Raw genomic sequence first — 19,734 nt, forward strand, 5'->3', positions numbered from 1 at the left:
AAAAAACAGTGTGGTGAATAAATAATGACCGATTTAACGACGTCCGACGGCACCCAGCCAGCATGGCAAACCCGTGATCACCTCGATGATCCGGTGATTGGTGAACTGTCGAATCGTTTTGGGCCTGAGGCCTTTGTTGTTCAAGCAACCCGTACCGGAATGCCCGTGGTATGGGTGAAGCGTGAACAATTGCTGGAAATAATGTCGTTCTTAAGAAAACAGCCTAAACCCTACGTCATGCTGTTTGACTTACATGGTGTGGATGAGCGCCTGCGTACTCACCGCCAGGGTCTTCCTGACGCAGATTTTTCTGTTTTCTATCATCTGCTCTCCATCGAACGCAACCGCGACATCATGCTGAAAGTGGCACTGTCTGAAAAAGACTTGCACGTGTCCACAGCGACCAAGATTTTCCCTAATGCCAACTGGTATGAGCGGGAAACCTGGGAAATGTTCGGGATTACCTTTGATGGTCACCCACATCTGACGCGCATCATGATGCCGCAGAGCTGGGAAGGTCACCCGCTGCGTAAAGATTACCCAGCCCGTGCTACCGAGTTCGATCCCTTTGTGCTGACTAAGCAGAAAGAAGATCTGGAGATGGAATCACTGACCTTCAAACCTGAAGATTGGGGCATGAAGCGCGGCACCGAAAACGAGGACTTTATGTTCCTTAACCTCGGCCCGAACCACCCCTCTTCACACGGTGCATTCCGAATCGTGTTGCAGCTTGATGGCGAAGAGATTGTCGATTGCGTACCGGACGTGGGCTATCACCACCGTGGCGCGGAAAAGATGGGCGAGCGCCAATCCTGGCACAGCTATATTCCGTACACTGACCGTATCGAGTACCTTGGCGGTTGCGTCAACGAAATGCCATACGTGCTGGCCGTGGAAAAACTGGCCGGTATCAAAGTGCCAGAGCGGGTCGAAACCATCCGCGTGATGCTGTCCGAACTCTTCCGCATCAACAGCCACTTACTCTATATCAGTACCTTTATCCAAGATGTTGGCGCAATGACGCCGGTGTTCTTCGCCTTTACTGACCGTCAGAAAGTGTACGATCTGGTTGAAGCAATTACCGGTTTCCGTATGCACCCGGCTTGGTTCCGTATTGGTGGCGTCGCCCACGACCTGCCGCGCGGTTGGGAACGTCTGCTGCGTGACTTCCTCGACTGGATGCCAAAACGTCTGGACTCCTACGTCAAAGCGGCATTGCAGAACAGCATCCTCAAAGGGCGTTCTGTTGGCGTCGCCGCTTATAACGCCAAAGAGGCGTTGGAGTGGGGCGTGACCGGTGCTGGCTTACGTGCCACAGGTGTTGAGTTTGACGTGCGTAAATGGCGTCCGTACTCCGGTTATGAAAACTTTGATTTTGAAGTGCCAATCGGTAACAACGGCGACTGTTATGACCGCGTGATGCTGAAAGTGGAAGAGTTGCGTCAAAGCCTGCGCATTCTGGAGCAATGTTATAAACACATGCCAGAAGGGCCATTCAAGGCTGACCACCCACTGACAACTCCGCCGCCGAAAGAACGTACGCTGCAACATATCGAAACGCTGATCACTCACTTCCTGCAAGTATCATGGGGTCCGGTGATGCCAGCCAACGAATCATTCCAGATGATTGAAGCGACCAAAGGGATCAACAGCTACTATCTGACCAGTGACGCCAGCACCATGAGCTATCGCACCCGGATACGTACACCAAGCTATGCCCATTTGCAGCAGATCCCATCGGTTATCCGTGGCAGCCTGGTATCTGACTTGATTGTCTATCTGGGCAGTATCGATTTTGTAATGTCTGATGTGGACCGCTAATTATGAGTGATCAAAAAGAGACTCAGGATCATAAAGAGAACCTTGATGTGGTGAATCTGGCAGTCAATGCGGCTGAACCGGCGACCACAACTGACGTTTTCGAGTTGAGTGCTGAAGAACGTGATGCTATCGAGCATGAAAAGCACCATTACGAAGATGCCCGCGCCGCGTCGATCGAAGCACTGAAAATTGTGCAGAAGAAACGTGGTTGGGTGCCGGATGGGGCGATTCACGCCATTGCTGAAGTGCTGGGTATCCCCGCCAGTGATGTTGAAGGGGTGGCCACATTCTACAGCCAGATCTTCCGCCAACCGGTCGGGCGTCATGTGATCCGCTACTGCGACAGCGTGGTGTGCCACATCACCGGTTATCAGGGGATTCAGGCCGCGATTTCGAAAAAACTCAGCATTCAGCCAGGTCAAACCACCTTTGATGGCCGCTTTACGCTGCTGCCGACCTGCTGTTTAGGTAACTGTGATCGTGGCCCCACCATGATGATTGACGACGATACCCACAGCTACCTGAAACCTGAAGATATCGAGAAGTTACTGGAGCAATATCCATGACAGCTAACTCAGGTTTTACCAAAGAGATCGTCCGTACTCCGGAAATGCACCCGCTGACCTGGCGTTTGCGTGATGACAAACAGCCGGTGTGGCTGGATGAATATCGCAGCAAAACCGGCTATCAAGGTGCTGAAAAAGCCTTAAAAGGCATGGCACCACCTGATGTTGTGAGCTTAGTCAAAGACGCTGGCCTGAAAGGCCGTGGCGGCGCAGGTTTCTCCACCGGTTTGAAGTGGAGCCTGATGCCGAAAGACGAAAGCATGAACATCCGCTATCTGCTGTGTAACGCCGATGAGATGGAGCCGGGCACCTATAAAGACCGCCTGCTGATGGAGCAACTGCCACATCTGCTGGTGGAAGGGATGCTGATCAGTGCCTTTGCGCTAAAAGCTTACCGTGGCTACATCTTCCTGCGTGGCGAATATATCGAAGCGGCGGTTAACTTGCGCCGTGCAATTGCCGAAGCAACCGAAGCGGGTTTGCTGGGCAAAAATATCATGGGCAGCGGCTTTGATTTTGAGCTGATCGTCCATACCGGTGCAGGGCGCTACATCTGCGGTGAAGAGACCGCGTTGATTAACTCGCTGGAAGGTCGCCGCGCTAACCCACGTTCCAAGCCACCTTTCCCCGCGTCTTCGGGTGTTTGGGGTAAGCCGACCTGCGTGAATAACGTGGAAACCTTGTGTAACGTGCCCGCCATTATTGAGCATGGCGTGGAGTGGTATCAGGGGATCACCGCCGGGAAGAGTAACGATGCCGGGACCAAACTGATGGGCTTCTCTGGCCGGGTGAAAAACCCAGGTCTGTGGGAGCTGCCATTTGGTATCACCGCCCGTGAAATTCTGGAAGATTACGCTGGTGGCATGCGTGATGGCTTGAAATTCAAAGCATGGCAGCCGGGCGGCGCAGGGACTGACTTTCTGACCGCTGACCATCTGGATTTGCCGATGGACTTCGAAAACATCGCCAAAGCAGGCAGCCGTTTAGGCACCGCATTGGCAATGGCGGTAGACCACGAAATTGGCATGGTACCGCTGGTGCGTAATCTGGAAGAGTTTTTTTCCCGCGAATCCTGTGGCTGGTGTACGCCTTGCCGCGATGGTTTGCCATGGAGCGTGAAGATCCTGCGTGCACTGGAGCGCGGCGAAGGTCAGCCGGGCGACATCGAGACGCTGGAGCAGCTATGCCGCTTCTTAGGGCCAGGCAAAACCTTCTGTGCTCACGCACCGGGCGCGGTTGAACCACTACAAAGTGCGATCAAATATTTCCGGGAAGAGTTCGAAGCCGGGATCGCAACGAAGGACTATGGCAACACCCGAGCCATAGCCGGTATTCAGCCGAATAACCTATTGAAGCAACGTTGGTAGCCCTGATGAATGCATCTGTCCCGTTTATCCGGAACCGGTCATTCATCCCGCCAGAATTTTTGATTAACGCTTGCCTTATGGCAAGCCACTTGGAAGCATGCTGACTATGGCTACGATTCATGTAGACGGCAAAGAATACGACGTAAACGGGGCCGACAACCTGTTACAAGCTTGTCTCTCCCTGGGACTCGATATTCCTTACTTTTGCTGGCATCCGGCGCTGGGAAGCGTCGGCGCTTGCCGCCAATGTGCGGTAAAGCAATACCAAAACGCCGATGACACCCGTGGGCGTTTGGTGATGTCCTGTATGACCCCGGCCACTGATGGAACCTTTATTTCCATTGATGACGGCGAAGCCAAAGCGTTCCGCGAAAGTGTGGTTGAATGGTTGATGACTAACCACCCGCACGATTGCCCGGTCTGTGAAGAGGGGGGTAACTGTCATCTGCAAGATATGACAGTGATGACCGGACACAGTTTCCGCCGCTATCGCTTCAGTAAACGTACTCACCAGAATCAGGATCTCGGCCCGTTCATCTCCCATGAAATGAACCGCTGTATCGCCTGTTATCGCTGTGTGCGTTACTACAAAGATTATGCTGACGGCACCGATTTAGGTGTCTACGGCGCGCACGATAACGTCTACTTTGGTCGTACTGAGAGCGGCACGCTGGAAAGCGAGTTCTCCGGTAACCTGGTAGAAGTGTGCCCGACTGGCGTATTCACCGATAAAACCCATTCCGAGCGTTATAACCGTAAATGGGATATGCAGTTCGCGCCAAGTATCTGCCAGCAGTGCAGTGTGGGTTGTAATACCAGCCCAGGCGAACGCTATGGTGAATTGCGCCGTATTGAAAACCGCTATAACGGCAGCGTGAACCACTACTTTATGTGTGACCGCGGCCGCTTTGGTTACGGCTACGTCAACCGCAAAGACCGCCCACGTCAGCCGCAGCAACTGCGTGGCAATGACTGGATCCACCTCAACGCCGAACAGGCGATGCAAGGTGCGGCGGATATTCTGCGTCAGGCGAAGAAAACCATCGGTATCGGTTCACCACGTGCCAGTTTAGAAAGCAACTTCGCGCTGCGTGAGTTGGTGGGTGCGGAAAACTTCTACACCGGTATCGACGCAGGTGAACAACAACGCCTGCAATTGATGCTGAAAGTCCTGCAAGAAGGCGGGATCTACACGCCAGCGCTGCGCGAAATTGAGAGCTACGATGCGGTGCTGATTCTGGGTGAAGACTTGACCCAGACTGGCGCGCGTATTGCGCTCTCCGTGCGTCAGGCGGTGAAAGGCAAAGCCCGCGAAATGGCCGCAGCACAAAAAGTGGCTGATTGGCAGATTGCCGCCATCATGAACATTGGTCAGCACGCGAAACATCCGCTATTTATCACCAACGTGGATAACACCCGCATGGATGATATCGCGGCATGGAACTACCGTGCGCCAGTGGACGATCAAGCCCGTTTAGGCTTCGCTATCGCCCATGCGCTGGATGACTCTGCGCCTGTGGTTGATGATTTGGCGAAAGAGCTGAAAGGCAAAGTGGATATCATCGTACAGGCGCTGGCCGGTGCGAGAAAACCACTGATCATTACCGGCAGCAGTGCGGGCAGCGATGCCATCATTGAAGCGGCCGCCAACGTGGCGAAAGCCCTGAAAGGCCGTGGTGCTGACGTCGGCATCACCTTTGTTGCCAGTGCCGCCAACAGCATGGGTCTGACCATGATGGGTGGCGGTTCACTGGATCAAGCGCTGGCGCAGTTGTCCAGCGGTGAAGCCGATACTGCCATCGTGATGGAAAACGACCTCTATCGCCATGCGGCGAAAGACAAAGTGGACGCCGCGCTGGAGAAAACAGCCAATCTGATTGTGGTGGATCATCAGCGCACCGCGATTATGGATAACGCCAGCTTGATTCTGTCTGCCGCCAGCTTCGCTGAAAGCGACGGTACGCTAGTCAATCAGGAGGGCCGCGCTCAGCGCTTCTTCCAGGTTTATGATCCTACCTATTACGACGACCCGAAAAAACCAGAAAACCACAGCATCATGCTGGAAAGCTGGCGTTGGTTGCACTCCCTGCACTCAACCTATACCCGTCGCCATGTGGACTGGACCCAGCTGGATCACGTGATTCAAGCGTGTGTGGCGGCATTGCCACAGTTGGAGGGCATCGTTGCAGCTGCACCGGATGCGACTTTCCGCATTCGTGGGCAGAAACTGGCGCGTTCACCTATCCGTTACAGTGGCCGTACCGCGATGCGCGCAGATATCAGCGTGCACGAACCGCGTCAGCCGCAGGATATCGACACGCCGTTTGCCTTCTCGATGGAAGGGAACAACAGCCCACTGGCCGATCGTCAGCAGATCCCATTTGCTTGGGCTCCGGGCTGGAACTCACCGCAAGCCTGGAACAAATTCCAAGCGGAAGTGGGCGGGAGTTTGCGCTTTGGTGATCCGGGTGTGCGTCTGATTGAAGCAGGGGAGGGAACACTCGGCTACTTCGATTCCGTACCGGCGGCCTTCACCGCAACAGCTGACAGCTGGCAGATTGCGCCTTACTACCACCTGTTTGGTAGTGAAGAGATGTCCCAACGCTCAGATGTGATTCAACAACGGATGCCAGAGCCTTATGTGATGGTCAACCCAGCCGATGCGGCGCAGTTAGGGGTTAACCTCGGTACGCTGGTGGAGTTCAACTGTGCGGGCCAAACCTTGCGTTTGCCCGTGCGTTTGAGTGAAACCTTGGCGCAAGGTCAGGTCGGCTTGCCACTTGGCTTACCGGGGATCCCACCGATTCTGGTGGGTGCGCGCATTGAGAATCTGCGGGAGGCAGGACTATGAGCTGGTTTACCCCTGAATTGATTGAGATTTTAATCTCTGTCCTGAAAGCGGTGGTGATTCTGTTGGTGGTAGTTACCTGTGGCGCATTTATGAGCTTCGGTGAACGCCGCCTGCTGGGCCTGTTCCAGAACCGTTACGGGCCAAACCGTGTGGGCTGGGGCGGGTCATTGCAGCTGGTTGCTGACATGATCAAAATGTTCTTCAAAGAGGACTGGGTACCGAAGTTCTCCGACAAGGCTATTTTTACCTTAGCACCGGTGATTGCTTTTACCTCGCTGCTGCTCTCTTTCGCCATCGTCCCGGTCAGCCCGACCTGGGCGGTTGCGGATCTTAATATCGGTATTTTGTTCTTCCTGATGATGGCGGGGCTGGCGGTGTACGCCGTGCTGTTCGCCGGTTGGTCCAGTAATAACAAATACTCTCTGTTAGGGGCGATGCGTGCTTCGGCGCAAACCCTGAGCTACGAAGTGTTCCTCGGCTTATCCTTGATGGGCGTAGTGGCACAGGCCGGCTCGTTTAACATGCAAGATATTGTTAACTCTCAGGAGCACGTCTGGAACGTGATCCCGCAATTCTTTGGCTTCTTGACCTTTGCCATTGCGGGCGTTGCAGTTTGTCACCGTCATCCCTTTGACCAGCCAGAAGCTGAACAAGAGTTGGCCGATGGTTACCACATTGAATATTCCGGCATGAAATTCGGCCTGTTCTTCGTCGGTGAATACATCGGTATCGTGACCGTCTCTGCGCTGATCGTCACCTTGTTCTTCGGGGGTTGGCAAGGCCCGTTCTTGCCGCCATTTATCTGGTTTGCGCTGAAAACGGCTTTCTTCATGGTGATGTTCATTCTGATCCGTGCCTCCTTGCCGCGCCCACGTTATGACCAAGTGATGTCATTCGGCTGGAAAGTTTGCCTGCCGTTGACCCTGCTGAATCTGCTGGCGACTGCCGCGGTCATTTTGTACAACGCTCAATAAGGGGTGAATGAACCATGACGTTGAAAGAGTTAGTGGTTGGTTTCGGCACCCAAGTGCGCAGCCTGTGGATGATTGGCCTTCATGCCTTCCACAAGCGCGAAACCCAAATGTATCCAGAAGAGCCGGTTTACCTGCCGCCGCGCTACCGTGGCCGTATTGTGCTGACGCGCGATCCGGACGGTGAAGAGCGTTGTGTGGCTTGTAACTTGTGCGCCGTCGCTTGCCCTGTGGGCTGTATCTCTCTGCAAAAAGCAGAACAAAAAGATGGCCGCTGGTATCCGGAGTTCTTCCGCATCAACTTCTCCCGCTGCATTTTCTGTGGGTTGTGTGAAGAGGCTTGCCCGACAACCGCCATTCAGCTAACGCCGGATTTCGAAATGGGTGAGTTTAAGCGTCAGGATCTGGTGTATGAGAAAGAAGATCTGTTGATCTCGGGTCCGGGTAAATATCCGGAATATAACTTCTACCGGATGTCCGGTATGGCGGTTGACGGTAAGCCGAAAGGCGAAGCCGAAAATGAAGCCAAACCGATCGACGTTAAAGGTCTGATGCCTTAGGAGCCTGCTTCCATGGAATTTGCATTTTATATTGCAGCATTGGTGGCAGTGGTGGCGACTATTCGCGTTATCACTCACACCAACCCGGTACATGCGCTGCTGTACCTGATTATTTCGTTGCTGGCTATCTCAGCGGTGTTCTTCTCGCTGGGGGCTTACTTTGCTGGTGCGCTGGAAATCATCGTTTACGCGGGGGCCATTATGGTGCTGTTCGTGTTCGTGGTGATGATGCTGAACCTCGGCAACGTCGAGCAACAAGAGCGCGACTGGCTGAAACCGACCCTGTGGATCGGCCCCGGCTTATTGGCGCTGGTGCTGCTGTCAGTACTGATCTATGCCATTAGCTCGGTCACGGATTCCGGTATCAGCGGCGAAATGGTCGATGCCAAAGCAGTCGGTATCAGCCTGTTTGGCCCTTATGTACTGGCGGTTGAATTGGCGTCAATGCTGCTGCTGGCTGGTCTGGTGGTGGCCTTCCATATCGGGCGTGAGCATAAGCCGGGCGAAGTGCTGGGCGCGAGCGAAGCTGCGAAAAGAAAAACGGAGGAACAAGCATGATCCCTCTACAACATGGCCTGATTCTGGCGGCCATCCTGTTTGTGCTAGGGCTAACGGGGTTGCTGATTCGTCGCAATCTGCTGTTTATGCTGATAAGCCTTGAAGTAATGATCAATGCAGCGGCGCTCGCCTTCGTGGTGGCGGGCAGTTATTGGGGTCAGGCTGACGGTCAGGTGATGTATATCCTGGCGATCACGCTGGCGGCAGCGGAGGCCAGTATTGGTCTGGCACTGCTGCTACAGCTGTATCGTCGCCGTCATACTCTGAATATCGATACAGTCAGTGAGATGCGCGGATGAACCTATTATATTTAACAATTCTGCTGCCACTGCTGGGCTTCTTGCTGTTGGCATTCTCCCGTGGGCGTTGGTCTGAAAATACCTCGGCCACTGTCGGGGTGGGATCGATTGGTCTGACTGCGCTGGTCACACTGTATGTGGCAGTGGACTTCCTCAGTCAAAAGGCCACCGGGGTTCAGGTGTTTAACCAAACCCTGTGGAACTGGATGTCGGTCGGTACCTTCAACATTCCGTTGACCCTAACGCTGGATGGTTTGTCGCTCACCATGCTGTCAGTGGTCACTGGCGTCGGCTTCCTGATCCACATGTACGCTTCTTGGTATATGCGTGGGGAGGAGGGCTACTCGCGCTTCTTCGCCTACACCAACCTGTTTATCGCCAGCATGGTCGTTCTGGTGCTGGCGGATAACCTGATGCTGATGTACCTCGGCTGGGAAGGCGTGGGCCTGTGCAGTTACCTGCTAATTGGTTTCTACTACACCAATCCGGCTAATGGCGCGGCGGCGATGAAAGCCTTTATCGTGACTCGCGTGGGTGACGTGTTCTTGGCTATCGCGCTGTTCATCTTGTACCAGGAGCTGGGCACGCTGAATATCCGTGAGCTGATGATCCTGGCACCGCAGAAACTGGAAATGGGCTCGACCGCGATTACGTGGGCGACGTTGATGCTTCTCGGTGGTGCGGTGGGTAAATCGGCGCAGTTGCCGTTACAAACTTGGTTAGCCGATGCGATGGCTGGCCCGACACCGGTTTCCGCGCTGATCCATGCGGCAACCATGGTTACCGCGGGCGTCTATCTGATTGCGCGTACTCACGGTCTGTTCCTGATGGCACCCGAAGTGCTACATCTGGTGGGGATTATCGGGGCCGTGACCTTAGTGTTGGCGGGTTTCGCGGCACTGGTGCAAACCGATATCAAGCGGGTGCTGGCCTACTCCACCATGAGCCAGATTGGCTACATGTTCCTGGCGCTGGGCGTACAGGCGTGGGATGCGGCTATCTTCCACCTGATGACCCATGCCTTCTTTAAAGCGTTACTGTTCCTCTCTTCCGGTTCAGTGATTCTGGCCTGTCACCACGAGCAAAATATTTTCAAAATGGGTGGTTTGCGTAAAACCATTCCATTGGTCTATATCTGCTTCCTGGTGGGCGGCGCGGCGTTGGCAGCATTGCCAATCGTCACCGCAGGCTTCTACAGTAAAGACGAAATTCTGTGGGGCGCATTGGCCAGTGGCCATATCAATCTGATGGTCGCCGGGCTGGTTGGGGCATTCCTCACCGCGCTCTACACCTTCCGTATGATTTTCATTGTGTTCCACGGCGAGCCAAAAACCAAAGCGCATCCGGTCAAAGGGATCACTCACAACCTGCCGCTGATAGTGTTGCTGGTGCTGTCGACCTTTGTTGGTGCATTGATTACCCCTCCGCTGGCGGGCGTGTTGCCAGAACTTCACTTCGGTGAAGAGGGCAAAATGCCACTGGAAATTTTCTCCGGCGTGTTGGTGGTGATCGGCATTGCGTTGGCCGCATTCCTGTATCTGGGCAAACGTCAGCTGGTTAACAGCATTGCGCAAAGTGCGCCGGGCCGCTTCTTTACGGTCTGGTGGTTCCATGCGTGGGGCTTCGACTGGCTGTACCATAAGGTGTTTGTCCGCCCGTATCTGTGGATTGCAAAACTGCTACAACGTGATCCGCTGAACTCACTGATGAATACCCCGGCGATACTTTCGCGCTGGAGTAATCGTGGTTTGACCGTCAGTGAAAATGGACAGGTGCGTTGGTATGTCGCGTCTATGGGTTTGGGTGCAGTCGTCGTACTGGCTCTGTTGCTTTTCGTTTAATTAGGGACACAAAACGCCATGCTATTACCTTGGCTAATTCTTCTCCCCTTTATCGGCGGTCTGCTGTCTTGGCAGTGTGAGCGCTTCGGTACTAAAGTACCGCGTTGGATAGCGCTGTTCGCGATGGGGCTGACATTGGTGCTCTCCCTGCTACTGTGGGGACAGGGCAACTATTCACTGGTTAATCCAGCGGGTATCCCGCAATGGCAATCAGAATTCACCTTGCCGTGGATCCCACGGTTCGGTATTGAATTCCATCTGGCACTGGATGGTCTATCACTGCTGATGGTGGTGCTGACCGGCCTGCTCGGTGCCTTGGCTATCCTCTGTTCGTGGCGTGAAATTCAGCGCAATCAGGGCTTCTTCTACCTGAATCTGTTGTGGATTCTGGGTGGGGTAATCGGCGTGTTCCTCGCCATCGACATGTTCCTGTTCTTCTTCTTCTGGGAAATGATGTTGGTGCCGATGTACTTCCTGATTGCCTTGTGGGGTCACAAAGCATCAGACGGTAAAACCCGTATCGCGGCGGCAACCAAGTTCTTCATCTATACCCAGGCCAGCGGCTTGATTATGTTGATTGCCATTCTGGGGCTGGTGTTTGTGCACTACAAAGCCACGGGCGTCTGGACCTTCAACTACGAAAATCTGCTGAAAACGCCGATGTCCCACAATGTGGAATATCTGCTGATGCTGGGCTTCTTTATCGCCTTCGCGGTAAAAATGCCCGTGGTGCCATTGCACGGCTGGTTACCTGATGCACACAGTCAGGCACCCACCGCGGGTTCTGTTGACTTAGCCGGGATCTTGCTGAAAACGGCGGCCTACGGTCTGCTGCGTTTCAGCCTGCCACTGTTCCCGAATGCGTCCCATGAGTTTGCGCCTATCGCCATGTGGTTAGGTGTTGTCGGCATCTTCTACGGTGCCTGGATGGCCTTCTGCCAGACCGATATCAAGCGCCTGATTGCTTACACCAGCGTGTCACACATGGGCTTCGTGCTGATTGCCATCTACACCGGCAGCCAACTGGCCTATCAGGGTGCGGTTATCCAGATGATTGCTCACGGCTTGTCAGCCGCGGGGATGTTCATTATCTGCGGTCAGTTGTACGAGCGCCTGCATACCCGTGATATGCGCCAGATGGGCGGCCTGTGGGGGCGGATTAAATACTTGCCAGCGCTGTCGCTGTTCTTCGCGGTGGCCACATTGGGGATGCCGGGTACCGGTAACTTCGTCGGCGAATTTATGATCCTGTTCGGCAGCTTCCAGGTCGTTCCGGTGATTACTGTGATCTCTACTTTTGGGCTGGTGTTTGCTTCGGTTTACGCGCTAATCATGATGCAACGTGCTTATTACGGCGCGCCAAAATCAGAAGAGGCGTTACCGGGCATGAGTGCAAGGGAACTGTCTATCATCCTGCTGTTAGTGGCGTTGTTAGTGTTGCTCGGGGTTTACCCGCAGCCCATTCTCGACACCTCCCATGCTGCGATGAGTAATGTACAGCAGTGGTTCAATGCTTCATCTATTCCAACAACAAGGCCGTAATTCGCCATGACAATAACTCCTCAACAACTGATCGCAATGCTACCGCTGTTGATCGTCGGATTGACGGTGGTGGTTGTGATGCTCTCCATTGCGTGGCGACGCGATCACTTTGTCAACGCCACCCTGACGGTTATCGGGCTTAACCTGGCGCTGCTCTCCCTCTATTTCGTTGGGCAGGTAGGGCCAATGGATGTCACTCCGCTGATGCGGGTTGACGGCTATGCCATGTTCTACACTGGGCTGGTGATTGTCGCCAGTCTGGCAACGGCGACCTTTGCCTACCCATGGTTAGCGGGTTACCCCGATAACCGCGAAGAGTTCTACCTGCTGGTGCTGATTGCGGCCATGGGTGGCATTCTACTGGCGAGTGCTAACCATTTGGCGTCGCTATTCCTGGGTATCGAGCTTATCTCACTGCCGCTGTTCGGCCTGATTGGCTATGCCTATCGCCAGAAGCGTTCACTGGAAGCCAGTATCAAGTACATGCTGCTGTCTGCGGCGGCGTCGTCATTCCTGCTGTTTGGTATGGCGCTGCTGTATGCCGAGTCTGGTAGCTTGTCTTTCGCCGGTTTGGGCAAGAGCCTGAGTGACTCCATGATCCACCAGCCGCTGATTCTGGCTGGCTTGGGGATGATGATTGTTGGCCTTGGCTTTAAGTTATCTTTAGTGCCGTTCCAACTGTGGACGCCAGATGTGTACCAGGGCGCACCAGCCCCGGTATCCACCTTCTTGGCAACCGCCAGCAAGATTGCCATCTTTGCGGTGGTGATGCGCCTATTCCTGTACGCGCCAGCCGCCGACAGTGAAGCGGTGCGTTTAGTGCTCTCCTTGATTGCCGTAGCATCGATCCTGTTCGGTAACTTGATGGCCATCAGCCAAACCAACATCAAGCGTCTGTTGGGTTACTCCTCTATCGCGCACCTTGGCTACTTGCTGATTGCGTTGGTGGCAGTGCAAACCCATCAGCTGGCACTGGAAACCGTCGGCGTCTATCTGGCCGGTTACCTGTTCAGCAGCTTGGGTGCCTTTGGTGTCGTCAGTCTGATGTCCAGCCCGTACAAAGGCCCGGACGCGGAGTCCCTGTTCTCTTATCGCGGGCTGTTCTGGCATAAGCCAATTTTGTCTGCGGTGATGACGGTGATGATGTTGTCACTGGCAGGTATCCCAATGACACTGGGCTTTATCGGCAAGTTCTTCGTCGTCGCAATGGGTGTCAGCGCCAACCTGTGGTGGTTGACCGGTGCAGTGGTATTGGGCAGTGCGATTGGCCTGTACTACTATCTGCGCGTGACTGTCAGCCTGTTCCTCAGCGCGCCGGAAAAATTGGTGCGAGATACACCAAACAACTGGGCATTGACTGCCGGTGGTGTGGTAGTACTGATCTCCGCGATTCTGGTGCTGTTCTTGGGTATCTACCCGCAGCCATTGATTTCGCTGGTTCAGATGGCACAGCCGCTGATGTAATTCATTGTTAAGTCACTCTAAAAACCCCCTGTTAGCTGAAACGCGCAGGGGGTTTTGTTTTATGGGTGACGGGCACCGCTAAAGCTTATCTCAAGCGCACTGATGACCGCTCGCACTCTGGCCGCTCGCTGTACATCCGGGTGAACCACCAGCCAGATATCCACCCAATCTTGTTGCTCTGGCCAGATGCGCACCAGTTCGTCGTCATTATTAGCCAAAAAGCACGACAGTAAGCCAATCCCCGCCCCTTTACGTGCTGCAGCCCGCAACAATTGCTGAGAGTTACTCTCCAGCACCACATTGGGATTTTCCAAGGTTTCACCGCATAAATCTTGCCAGTGGCGCGGCACTGATTGTTGCGGGAACAGCAGCAGCTCGTGGCCGCTAAAATGTTCGCCATTTCGCGGCACACCGAACCGGGCCAAATAATCACGGCTGGCATACAGGCCCATCTCGATAGTTGCCAACCGCTTGATAATCAACTCATTATCATCAGGGCGCACACCGCGAATGGCCAGGTCGACACTGTGATAAGCAATATTAGAAATATCAATGCCGGTCAGCACTCGCAGCGTAATCTCGGGATGCTGCTGGCGTAGCTGCTTAAGGGCGGGCAACACAAAAGCTTCAGCCAGAGTGTCGGTGGTGGCGATGCTCACCATGCCCTGTAAGCGACTATCACTGCTGGCGGCCTTGCGCCCGATACTCTGCGCGGCGTTTTCCATCACCCTAACTTCAGCCAGCACCTCTTCACCTAGCGGGCTGAGGGTAAAGGCTTTTGGCGTGCGGATAAACAGCTTCGCGCCCAGAACCTGTTCCAATGTGGTGATTCGGCGGCCGACAGTGGCCTGATCCACCTGTAAATCATGGGCGGCCTGGCGCAAACTGCCTTTGCGCACGACGGCAAGGAAGACTCTGGCATCATCCCAATTCATTGATAGCGCCTCTGGGTTGTTAGGTGGGATAGGGGGGGAATTATAGCTAATGGCGATCCGGCTGAGAATAAATGCATCACTCTGATGCATTTTTGCCGATACTGACCGGCTAATCCCCCCCGTATAATGCGCTGTTTTCCATCCGTGGTACTTATAATCTCGCGCAGTTTCAGGAGTCAATCATGACTGAGGGTGTAACCCGCACGGCGGTATCTTATTTTTCAGTGCTATTTTTCATTGCACTGGCATTGACCGCGGCACTGCTTAACAGCAGTGCGCCAACGCCGCTGTATCCGCTGTATCAGCAACAACTGGCCCTAACCTCGGTCAGCTTGACCATGATTTATGGCGCTTATGCTGCGGGCGTGTTGATTTCACTGTTTGCGGTGGGGAATTTGGCCGGGAGGGTCACTGACCTGCGGCTGATGATGCTGCCTGCGCTGGGGGTGGTGCTGGGGGGCGCATTGTTATTCGCCGTTGCAGGTTCTTTCAGCCTAATGTTTATGGCGCGATTATTAGCGGGGATCGGCACTGGGGCGCTGACCGGCGCAGCAAATCTGGCCTTGATTCGTTTTTGTCCGCCTGATGGCGGTAAACGCGCGGCATTGATTGCCACCTTATCTTTTACCGTCGGATTGGCGTTGGGGCCGGTATTTAGCAGTTTGTCACTGCAAGCCAATTTCCACCCGACAGTGGTGCCGTTTGTTTTAATTATTCTCCTGGCTGTGACGGCCGCGCTGGGAGTGGCATTTTTCTGGCCCAAGCACGTCGCTGCGGTGGTCTCACACTCTACAAATGCTCCGCGCTCGCCAGACAGCACCTTGCTGATGGGTTTGAGGCTGACCGGCAGTAAGTTTTTCCTTTGTGCGTCGGCACTGTTTGTTTCGTGGGCGGTGGCCGCCAGTATTCTGGCTCTCGGGCCAGCTATTGCGCAGCAGTTATTGTCAGTCCAAAGCAAAGGGTTGTTTGGCTATGTCATTGCGTTATATCTGGTGATTGCCGGTATCTGCCAATTAGTCAGTCGCAATTTGGATAGCCGCTTCTCACTGTACTCCGGTTGCCTGGCGCAAGGGGTTGCCGTGATGACTTTTGCGGCTGCGATTCACTTCCATTCATTGCTTTTAGCGGGCATCGGCATGGTGGTGACGGGGTATGCATTTGGTTCTATCTTCGTCGGTAGCGCCGCGCTGGTGAACTTTATTTCCCCTAAAGCCAGCCATGCGCGTTTGTTGTCGCTGTTTTATGTCATTGCCTACACCGCCAACTGGGTGCCGGTGTTGCTGGGGGTGATAATTGACCGCGATAGCCTGTTAATGGCCGCCAATACCTTATTTATTGTGGCTGCGCCGGTGTGTTTATTCTTGGCTGTCCTCATTGCCCGCGCGGATTTTCCGCGAAATTAAGGTTGTATAAGGTGGGGGTGGGGTAAACAGTGGATGCTATGACATATTTAGTTTAAATAAAATAGGATCTTTATAGAGTGCTCCATTAATGGGAGTGCTCATTGTGGATAATATTATTTAAGGTGATGTTTATGGGTTTAATGAGTTTTGTTCGTGAGAGTTTTTATGTTGCCAAGGAATTGATTAATCATGATCCTAACGATAAGTCTTTTTTAAAGGCAAAGCCGGAAGTCTTTGATTGGGCTGAAAAAAATAAAATTAATAGGCTAATTGGCATCTTAAATAAAGAAGAAAAAGAGAAAACTGTAATTGATAAACTTTCCGTTCCTATAGAAATAGATAAGATGTTGAATAAAAGCAAAGAACACCTTGATTGTTTTCTTTTAAAAGCACAAGAAGATGAAGGTTCATGTAGTTATCTTATTGAAAGATCACAGTGTGACTTTGTCGGTGGCATATCAAAAGAACGACCTGAAATGAGACTGGAACTGGTTAAGTTCGTTAAAAATCATGTTGTTAATGAAATCATTGGAAAGGTTGATTTAACGTGTGAGAGAGCGGCTTCTTCATATTCAAAATTTATAGATCTTGGCAGCCTGATATTATATGAGCTAAAAGACAGTATATCTAACTTGGGAGAAACAAATGAAAAAATCAAGTTTCTGGATTCTGTCAGTGGCAGTGAACATATTTCTTCTGATTTGACGGATCATATAAATAAGCATGCTAGCTACAACGTAGAGCCTGAAATATTTTATCCTCTGATAGTAAAATATTATGAGCACAAAGCCGAAAGTCTGTTTTTACCTTCAATGGAAGAGTTAGGAACTCTCATTAATAGCGTTGTGAATAGAGTCGTCGAGCAATTAGAGTATACCAAATCACTATCTGATAGCGAGTTGGAAGAATTGTTGAACCGGTCTACTGGTACGCGTCATGCAATACATTTTCCCCAGATAGTGTGATATTTGTCACTAAGTAAATGTATTAAATGTTATTGATTCAGTATTTATGTGACTAAAATCCCAAAAAACACTTTGGATTCAGGTAAACTGCGCAACTTTCACTCAATAAACATTCTGTTTAACGTTTTTTTGCGCAGGTTAATACTGATGAACATTATTCTGATGATTGCCATTACCACCGGCATTCTCTCTGGTCTCTGGGGGTGGGTTGCGGTCAGCCTGGGCCTAATCAGCTGGGCGGGTTTCCTCGGCTGTACCGCCTATTTTGCCTGCCCACAAGGCGGCTTGAAAGGTTTGCTGATCACGCTGTTAACCTGCATGAGTGGGGTATTCTGGGCAATGATGATTATTCAGGGCAGCGCCTTGCAGCCTGAATGGGCCATCCTTGGATATGTTCTGACCGGTATTGTGGCGTTTTTGATGTGTATCCAAGCCTGTCAGCAGTGGCTAGCATTTGTTCCCGGCACCTTTATCGGTGCTTGCGCCACCTTTGCCGGTAATGGTCATTGGAAACTGGTCATTGTCTCGCTGTTAGTCGGGGTGGTATTTGGCTATGCCATGAAGAACAGTGGATTGTGGTTGGCGGCACGGCGGGAGCAGCAAGGGCAGAGTTCCTTGGGAGCGCCGGTTGATATTGATTAGTGATCAAGTTCGGTTGATATGTTACGGGATCGGGTTTCGGGGATATTCGTTCAGGTTACCGGTATCTATCAACCTAACCCGATAACCTAAACGAATATCAACCGAAATAACACCGAATCACAAAAGATGATTTGCTACTTTAACCACAATCTTACGCAGCGGTGCTACCTCTCCCAACGTTCCCATCGGGCGATGTAACTCACCAGGGAACAGCAGGGCGATATCGCCAGGAGCCAGGGTTAACAAGGTTTCGGTGGTCATTCCTTCAAACAGACCAAAATCCCGCTCACTATCAAAATCCATCGTCGGACGTTGCCCTTGAGCCGAGGGTGAAGCCCCAATCACCTCGCTGCCCTCTAGCAGAATATGAATATCAATGTAATAGCGATGTAATTCAGGGGCCTGCTCATACAAGGGTTTAGACGCGGCAATAATATGATTCAGGTAAATTTCACGCCCTTCAATCTCTTGCTCGCCCGCAGGCAAATTGGCTAAATCCATCTGGCTGATCGTTGCCAACGTCCGGCGGATCACATCCGGATACAGCGGGTTATTCACCGCAGTTTTGAGTTCATCAAGTATCATAACTATTCCTATGGATTTTGGTGGCCCACGCTTATGCGCAATGACTCACGCTCTTTTCATCTTCCAGTGCGGCAATACAGAGTTCAACAACCCCAGCCACATCAGGCGAAATATCGATTTGAATGACGTCCGGTTCGCTGGCCCCCGGGGCTTCCAATGTCGCAAACTGGCTCTTTAACAGGCTCTCAGGCATAAAATGCCCAGCGCGTTGCTGCATTCTGTGCAGCACTAAATCGTAATCACCGGTCAGCCACAAAAAACGGATACCCTGGTTACCCTCGCGCAGACGATCACGATACTGCTTTTTCAGTGCCGAACAGACCAGAAAACCCACTTCATTCTTTTGTTGCAGGCTATAAGCCACATCACTCAACCGCTCAAGCCAAGGGGCGCGGTCTTGATCATTAAGTGGCTGACCTGACGCCATTTTTTGAATATTGGCGCGTGGATGCAGGTCGTCACCATCAATAAATTTGGCGTTAAGGGCCTGCGCCAGCGCCTGACCCACACAGGATTTACCTGTGCCGGAGACACCCATGACAATAATACATTCACCAGACATATCTTCCCTCTGTACCTATCAGACTGCGACCAGCATGCCGCCATCAACAAACAGCAGATGACCATTAACGAAATCAGAGGCTTTGGATGACAGATACACCGCAGCACCAATCAGCTCTTCCGGGTCCCCCCAGCGGGCAGCGGGTGTACGTTTGCACAACCAATCGGTAAAGGCTTTATCGTCCACCAGCGCTTTAGTCATCTCGGTTTTGAAATAGCCGGGGGCGATACCATTGACCTGAATGTTGTAACGGGCTAGCTCGACACACATACCACGCGTCAGCATTTTGACCGCACCTTTAGAGGCGGCATAAGGCGTGATAGTGTCGCGACCTAATTCACTTTGCATCGAGCAAATATTGATAATTTTGCCGCGTTGGCGCTTAACCATATAACGGGAAACAGCTTGTGAAACCAAAAATACTGATTTCTGGTTTACGGCGATAACATCGTCCCAATCTTTTTCTGGGAATTCAGTAAAAGCATGGCGGCGTTGAATGCCAGCATTATTAATTAAGATATCAATCGCGCCAATACTGCTTTCTATCTGTTCGATGGCTTCATTAACCGCAGCATGGTCGGTCACATTAAAGGCTGCCGCATGGGCAATAAATCCGCTAGTGCGTAATTCAGCAACCGCTTTCTCTGCCCGCTCGGCGGTAATATCATTAATAATGATCTCAGCGCCGAATTCGGCCAGACCTTTTGCCAATAAAAATCCGATACCTTGTGCGGAACCCGTAATTAATACTTTGCGTTTTTCTAACGAAAATAGATTCTTCATTGTGAATTCCTAATGACGC

18 protein-coding genes are annotated in these 19,734 nt (G+C 52.5%); 14 read left to right on the plus strand and 4 right to left on the minus strand.

Annotation, left to right across the window (positions count from 1 at the left end):
- The first annotated feature begins 24 nt into the window (after positions 1-24).
- From nuoC to nuoN, 11 genes are all read left to right on the plus strand, one after another.
- Positions 25-1,821 carry an NADH-quinone oxidoreductase subunit C/D gene (nuoC, locus tag ACZ76_RS15510; RefSeq protein WP_048619727.1) on the plus strand — a complete coding sequence of 599 codons (1,797 nt, stop codon included), beginning with the start codon at positions 25-27 and terminating at the stop codon, positions 1,819-1,821.
- A 2-nt stretch (positions 1,822-1,823) separates the two neighbouring features.
- Positions 1,824-2,387: an NADH-quinone oxidoreductase subunit NuoE gene (nuoE, locus tag ACZ76_RS15515; protein WP_048619728.1), complete on the plus strand. Its 564-nt coding sequence runs from the start codon at positions 1,824-1,826 to the stop codon at positions 2,385-2,387.
- Positions 2,384-3,754 carry an NADH-quinone oxidoreductase subunit NuoF gene (nuoF, locus tag ACZ76_RS15520; protein ID WP_048619729.1) on the plus strand — a complete coding sequence of 457 codons (1,371 nt, stop codon included), beginning with the start codon at positions 2,384-2,386 and terminating at the stop codon, positions 3,752-3,754. Before nuoE ends, nuoF begins: the two co-directional genes overlap by 4 nt.
- Positions 3,755-3,860: 106 nt before the next feature.
- Complete coding sequence (gene nuoG / locus ACZ76_RS15525) at positions 3,861-6,605, plus strand: NADH-quinone oxidoreductase subunit NuoG (RefSeq protein WP_048620327.1); 2,745 nt, start codon at positions 3,861-3,863, stop codon at positions 6,603-6,605.
- The gene (gene nuoH / locus ACZ76_RS15530; protein ID WP_032820330.1) at positions 6,602-7,579 is read left to right on the plus strand and encodes an NADH-quinone oxidoreductase subunit NuoH; all 978 of its coding nucleotides are present in this window, start codon (positions 6,602-6,604) and stop codon (positions 7,577-7,579) included. Before nuoG ends, nuoH begins: the two co-directional genes overlap by 4 nt.
- Positions 7,580-7,593: 14 nt before the next feature.
- Complete coding sequence (gene nuoI, locus ACZ76_RS15535) at positions 7,594-8,136, plus strand: NADH-quinone oxidoreductase subunit NuoI (protein ID WP_004876234.1); 543 nt, start codon at positions 7,594-7,596, stop codon at positions 8,134-8,136.
- Positions 8,137-8,148: 12 nt separating this feature from the next.
- Positions 8,149-8,694 carry an NADH-quinone oxidoreductase subunit J gene (nuoJ, locus tag ACZ76_RS15540; protein ID WP_048619730.1) on the plus strand — a complete coding sequence of 182 codons (546 nt, stop codon included), beginning with the start codon at positions 8,149-8,151 and terminating at the stop codon, positions 8,692-8,694.
- On the plus strand, positions 8,691-8,993 hold the full coding sequence (gene nuoK / locus ACZ76_RS15545) for an NADH-quinone oxidoreductase subunit NuoK (RefSeq protein WP_032815102.1): 303 nt from the start codon (positions 8,691-8,693) through the stop codon (positions 8,991-8,993). The genes nuoJ and nuoK overlap by 4 nt, the downstream gene beginning before the upstream one ends.
- On the plus strand, positions 8,990-10,834 hold the full coding sequence (gene nuoL, locus ACZ76_RS15550) for an NADH-quinone oxidoreductase subunit L (RefSeq protein ID WP_048619731.1): 1,845 nt from the start codon (positions 8,990-8,992) through the stop codon (positions 10,832-10,834). The genes nuoK and nuoL overlap by 4 nt, the downstream gene beginning before the upstream one ends.
- Positions 10,835-10,852: 18 nt before the next feature.
- Entirely contained in the window at positions 10,853-12,376 is a 1,524-nt protein-coding gene (nuoM, locus tag ACZ76_RS15555) for an NADH-quinone oxidoreductase subunit M (RefSeq protein ID WP_048619732.1), read from the plus strand.
- 6 nt (positions 12,377-12,382) lie between these two features.
- Positions 12,383-13,840, plus strand: coding sequence for an NADH-quinone oxidoreductase subunit NuoN (nuoN, locus tag ACZ76_RS15560; RefSeq protein ID WP_048619733.1), 1,458 nt, complete (start codon positions 12,383-12,385; stop codon positions 13,838-13,840).
- A gap of 59 nt (positions 13,841-13,899) precedes the next feature.
- Here nuoN and ACZ76_RS15565 read toward each other — a convergent pair whose 3' ends face one another.
- The gene (locus tag ACZ76_RS15565; RefSeq protein ID WP_048619734.1) at positions 13,900-14,775 is read right to left on the minus strand and encodes a LysR family transcriptional regulator; all 876 of its coding nucleotides are present in this window, start codon (positions 14,773-14,775) and stop codon (positions 13,900-13,902) included.
- A gap of 182 nt (positions 14,776-14,957) precedes the next feature.
- On the opposite strand from ACZ76_RS15565, the gene ACZ76_RS15570 reads away from it, so the two are divergent.
- From ACZ76_RS15570 to ACZ76_RS15580, 3 genes are all read left to right on the plus strand, one after another.
- Positions 14,958-16,178, plus strand: a complete 1,221-nt coding sequence (locus ACZ76_RS15570) for an MFS transporter (protein ID WP_048619735.1) — start codon at positions 14,958-14,960, stop codon at positions 16,176-16,178.
- Between the two features lie 131 nt (positions 16,179-16,309).
- Complete coding sequence (locus tag ACZ76_RS15575; protein ID WP_048619736.1) at positions 16,310-17,143, plus strand: hypothetical protein; 834 nt, start codon at positions 16,310-16,312, stop codon at positions 17,141-17,143.
- Positions 17,144-17,290: 147 nt separating this feature from the next.
- Complete coding sequence (locus ACZ76_RS15580) at positions 17,291-17,785, plus strand: DUF1097 domain-containing protein (protein WP_048619737.1); 495 nt, start codon at positions 17,291-17,293, stop codon at positions 17,783-17,785.
- A 117-nt stretch (positions 17,786-17,902) separates the two neighbouring features.
- On the opposite strand, the gene ACZ76_RS15585 is transcribed toward ACZ76_RS15580, so the two are convergent.
- The 3 genes from ACZ76_RS15585 to idnO are packed head-to-tail and all read right to left on the minus strand — an operon-like array spanning position 17,903 to position 19,715.
- Positions 17,903-18,370, minus strand: coding sequence for a YhcH/YjgK/YiaL family protein (locus ACZ76_RS15585; RefSeq protein ID WP_048619738.1), 468 nt, complete (start codon positions 18,368-18,370; stop codon positions 17,903-17,905).
- Positions 18,371-18,401: 31 nt separating this feature from the next.
- Positions 18,402-18,932 (minus strand): gluconokinase, encoded by a 531-nt coding sequence (locus ACZ76_RS15590; RefSeq protein ID WP_048619739.1) that lies wholly within the window; start codon positions 18,930-18,932, stop codon positions 18,402-18,404.
- An 18-nt stretch (positions 18,933-18,950) separates the two neighbouring features.
- Positions 18,951-19,715 (minus strand): gluconate 5-dehydrogenase, encoded by a 765-nt coding sequence (idnO, locus tag ACZ76_RS15595; protein WP_048619740.1) that lies wholly within the window; start codon positions 19,713-19,715, stop codon positions 18,951-18,953.
- Positions 19,716-19,734 lie beyond the last annotated feature (19 nt).

The organism is Yersinia aleksiciae (assembly GCF_001047675.1).
Lineage (GTDB): Bacteria > Pseudomonadota > Gammaproteobacteria > Enterobacterales > Enterobacteriaceae > Yersinia > Yersinia aleksiciae.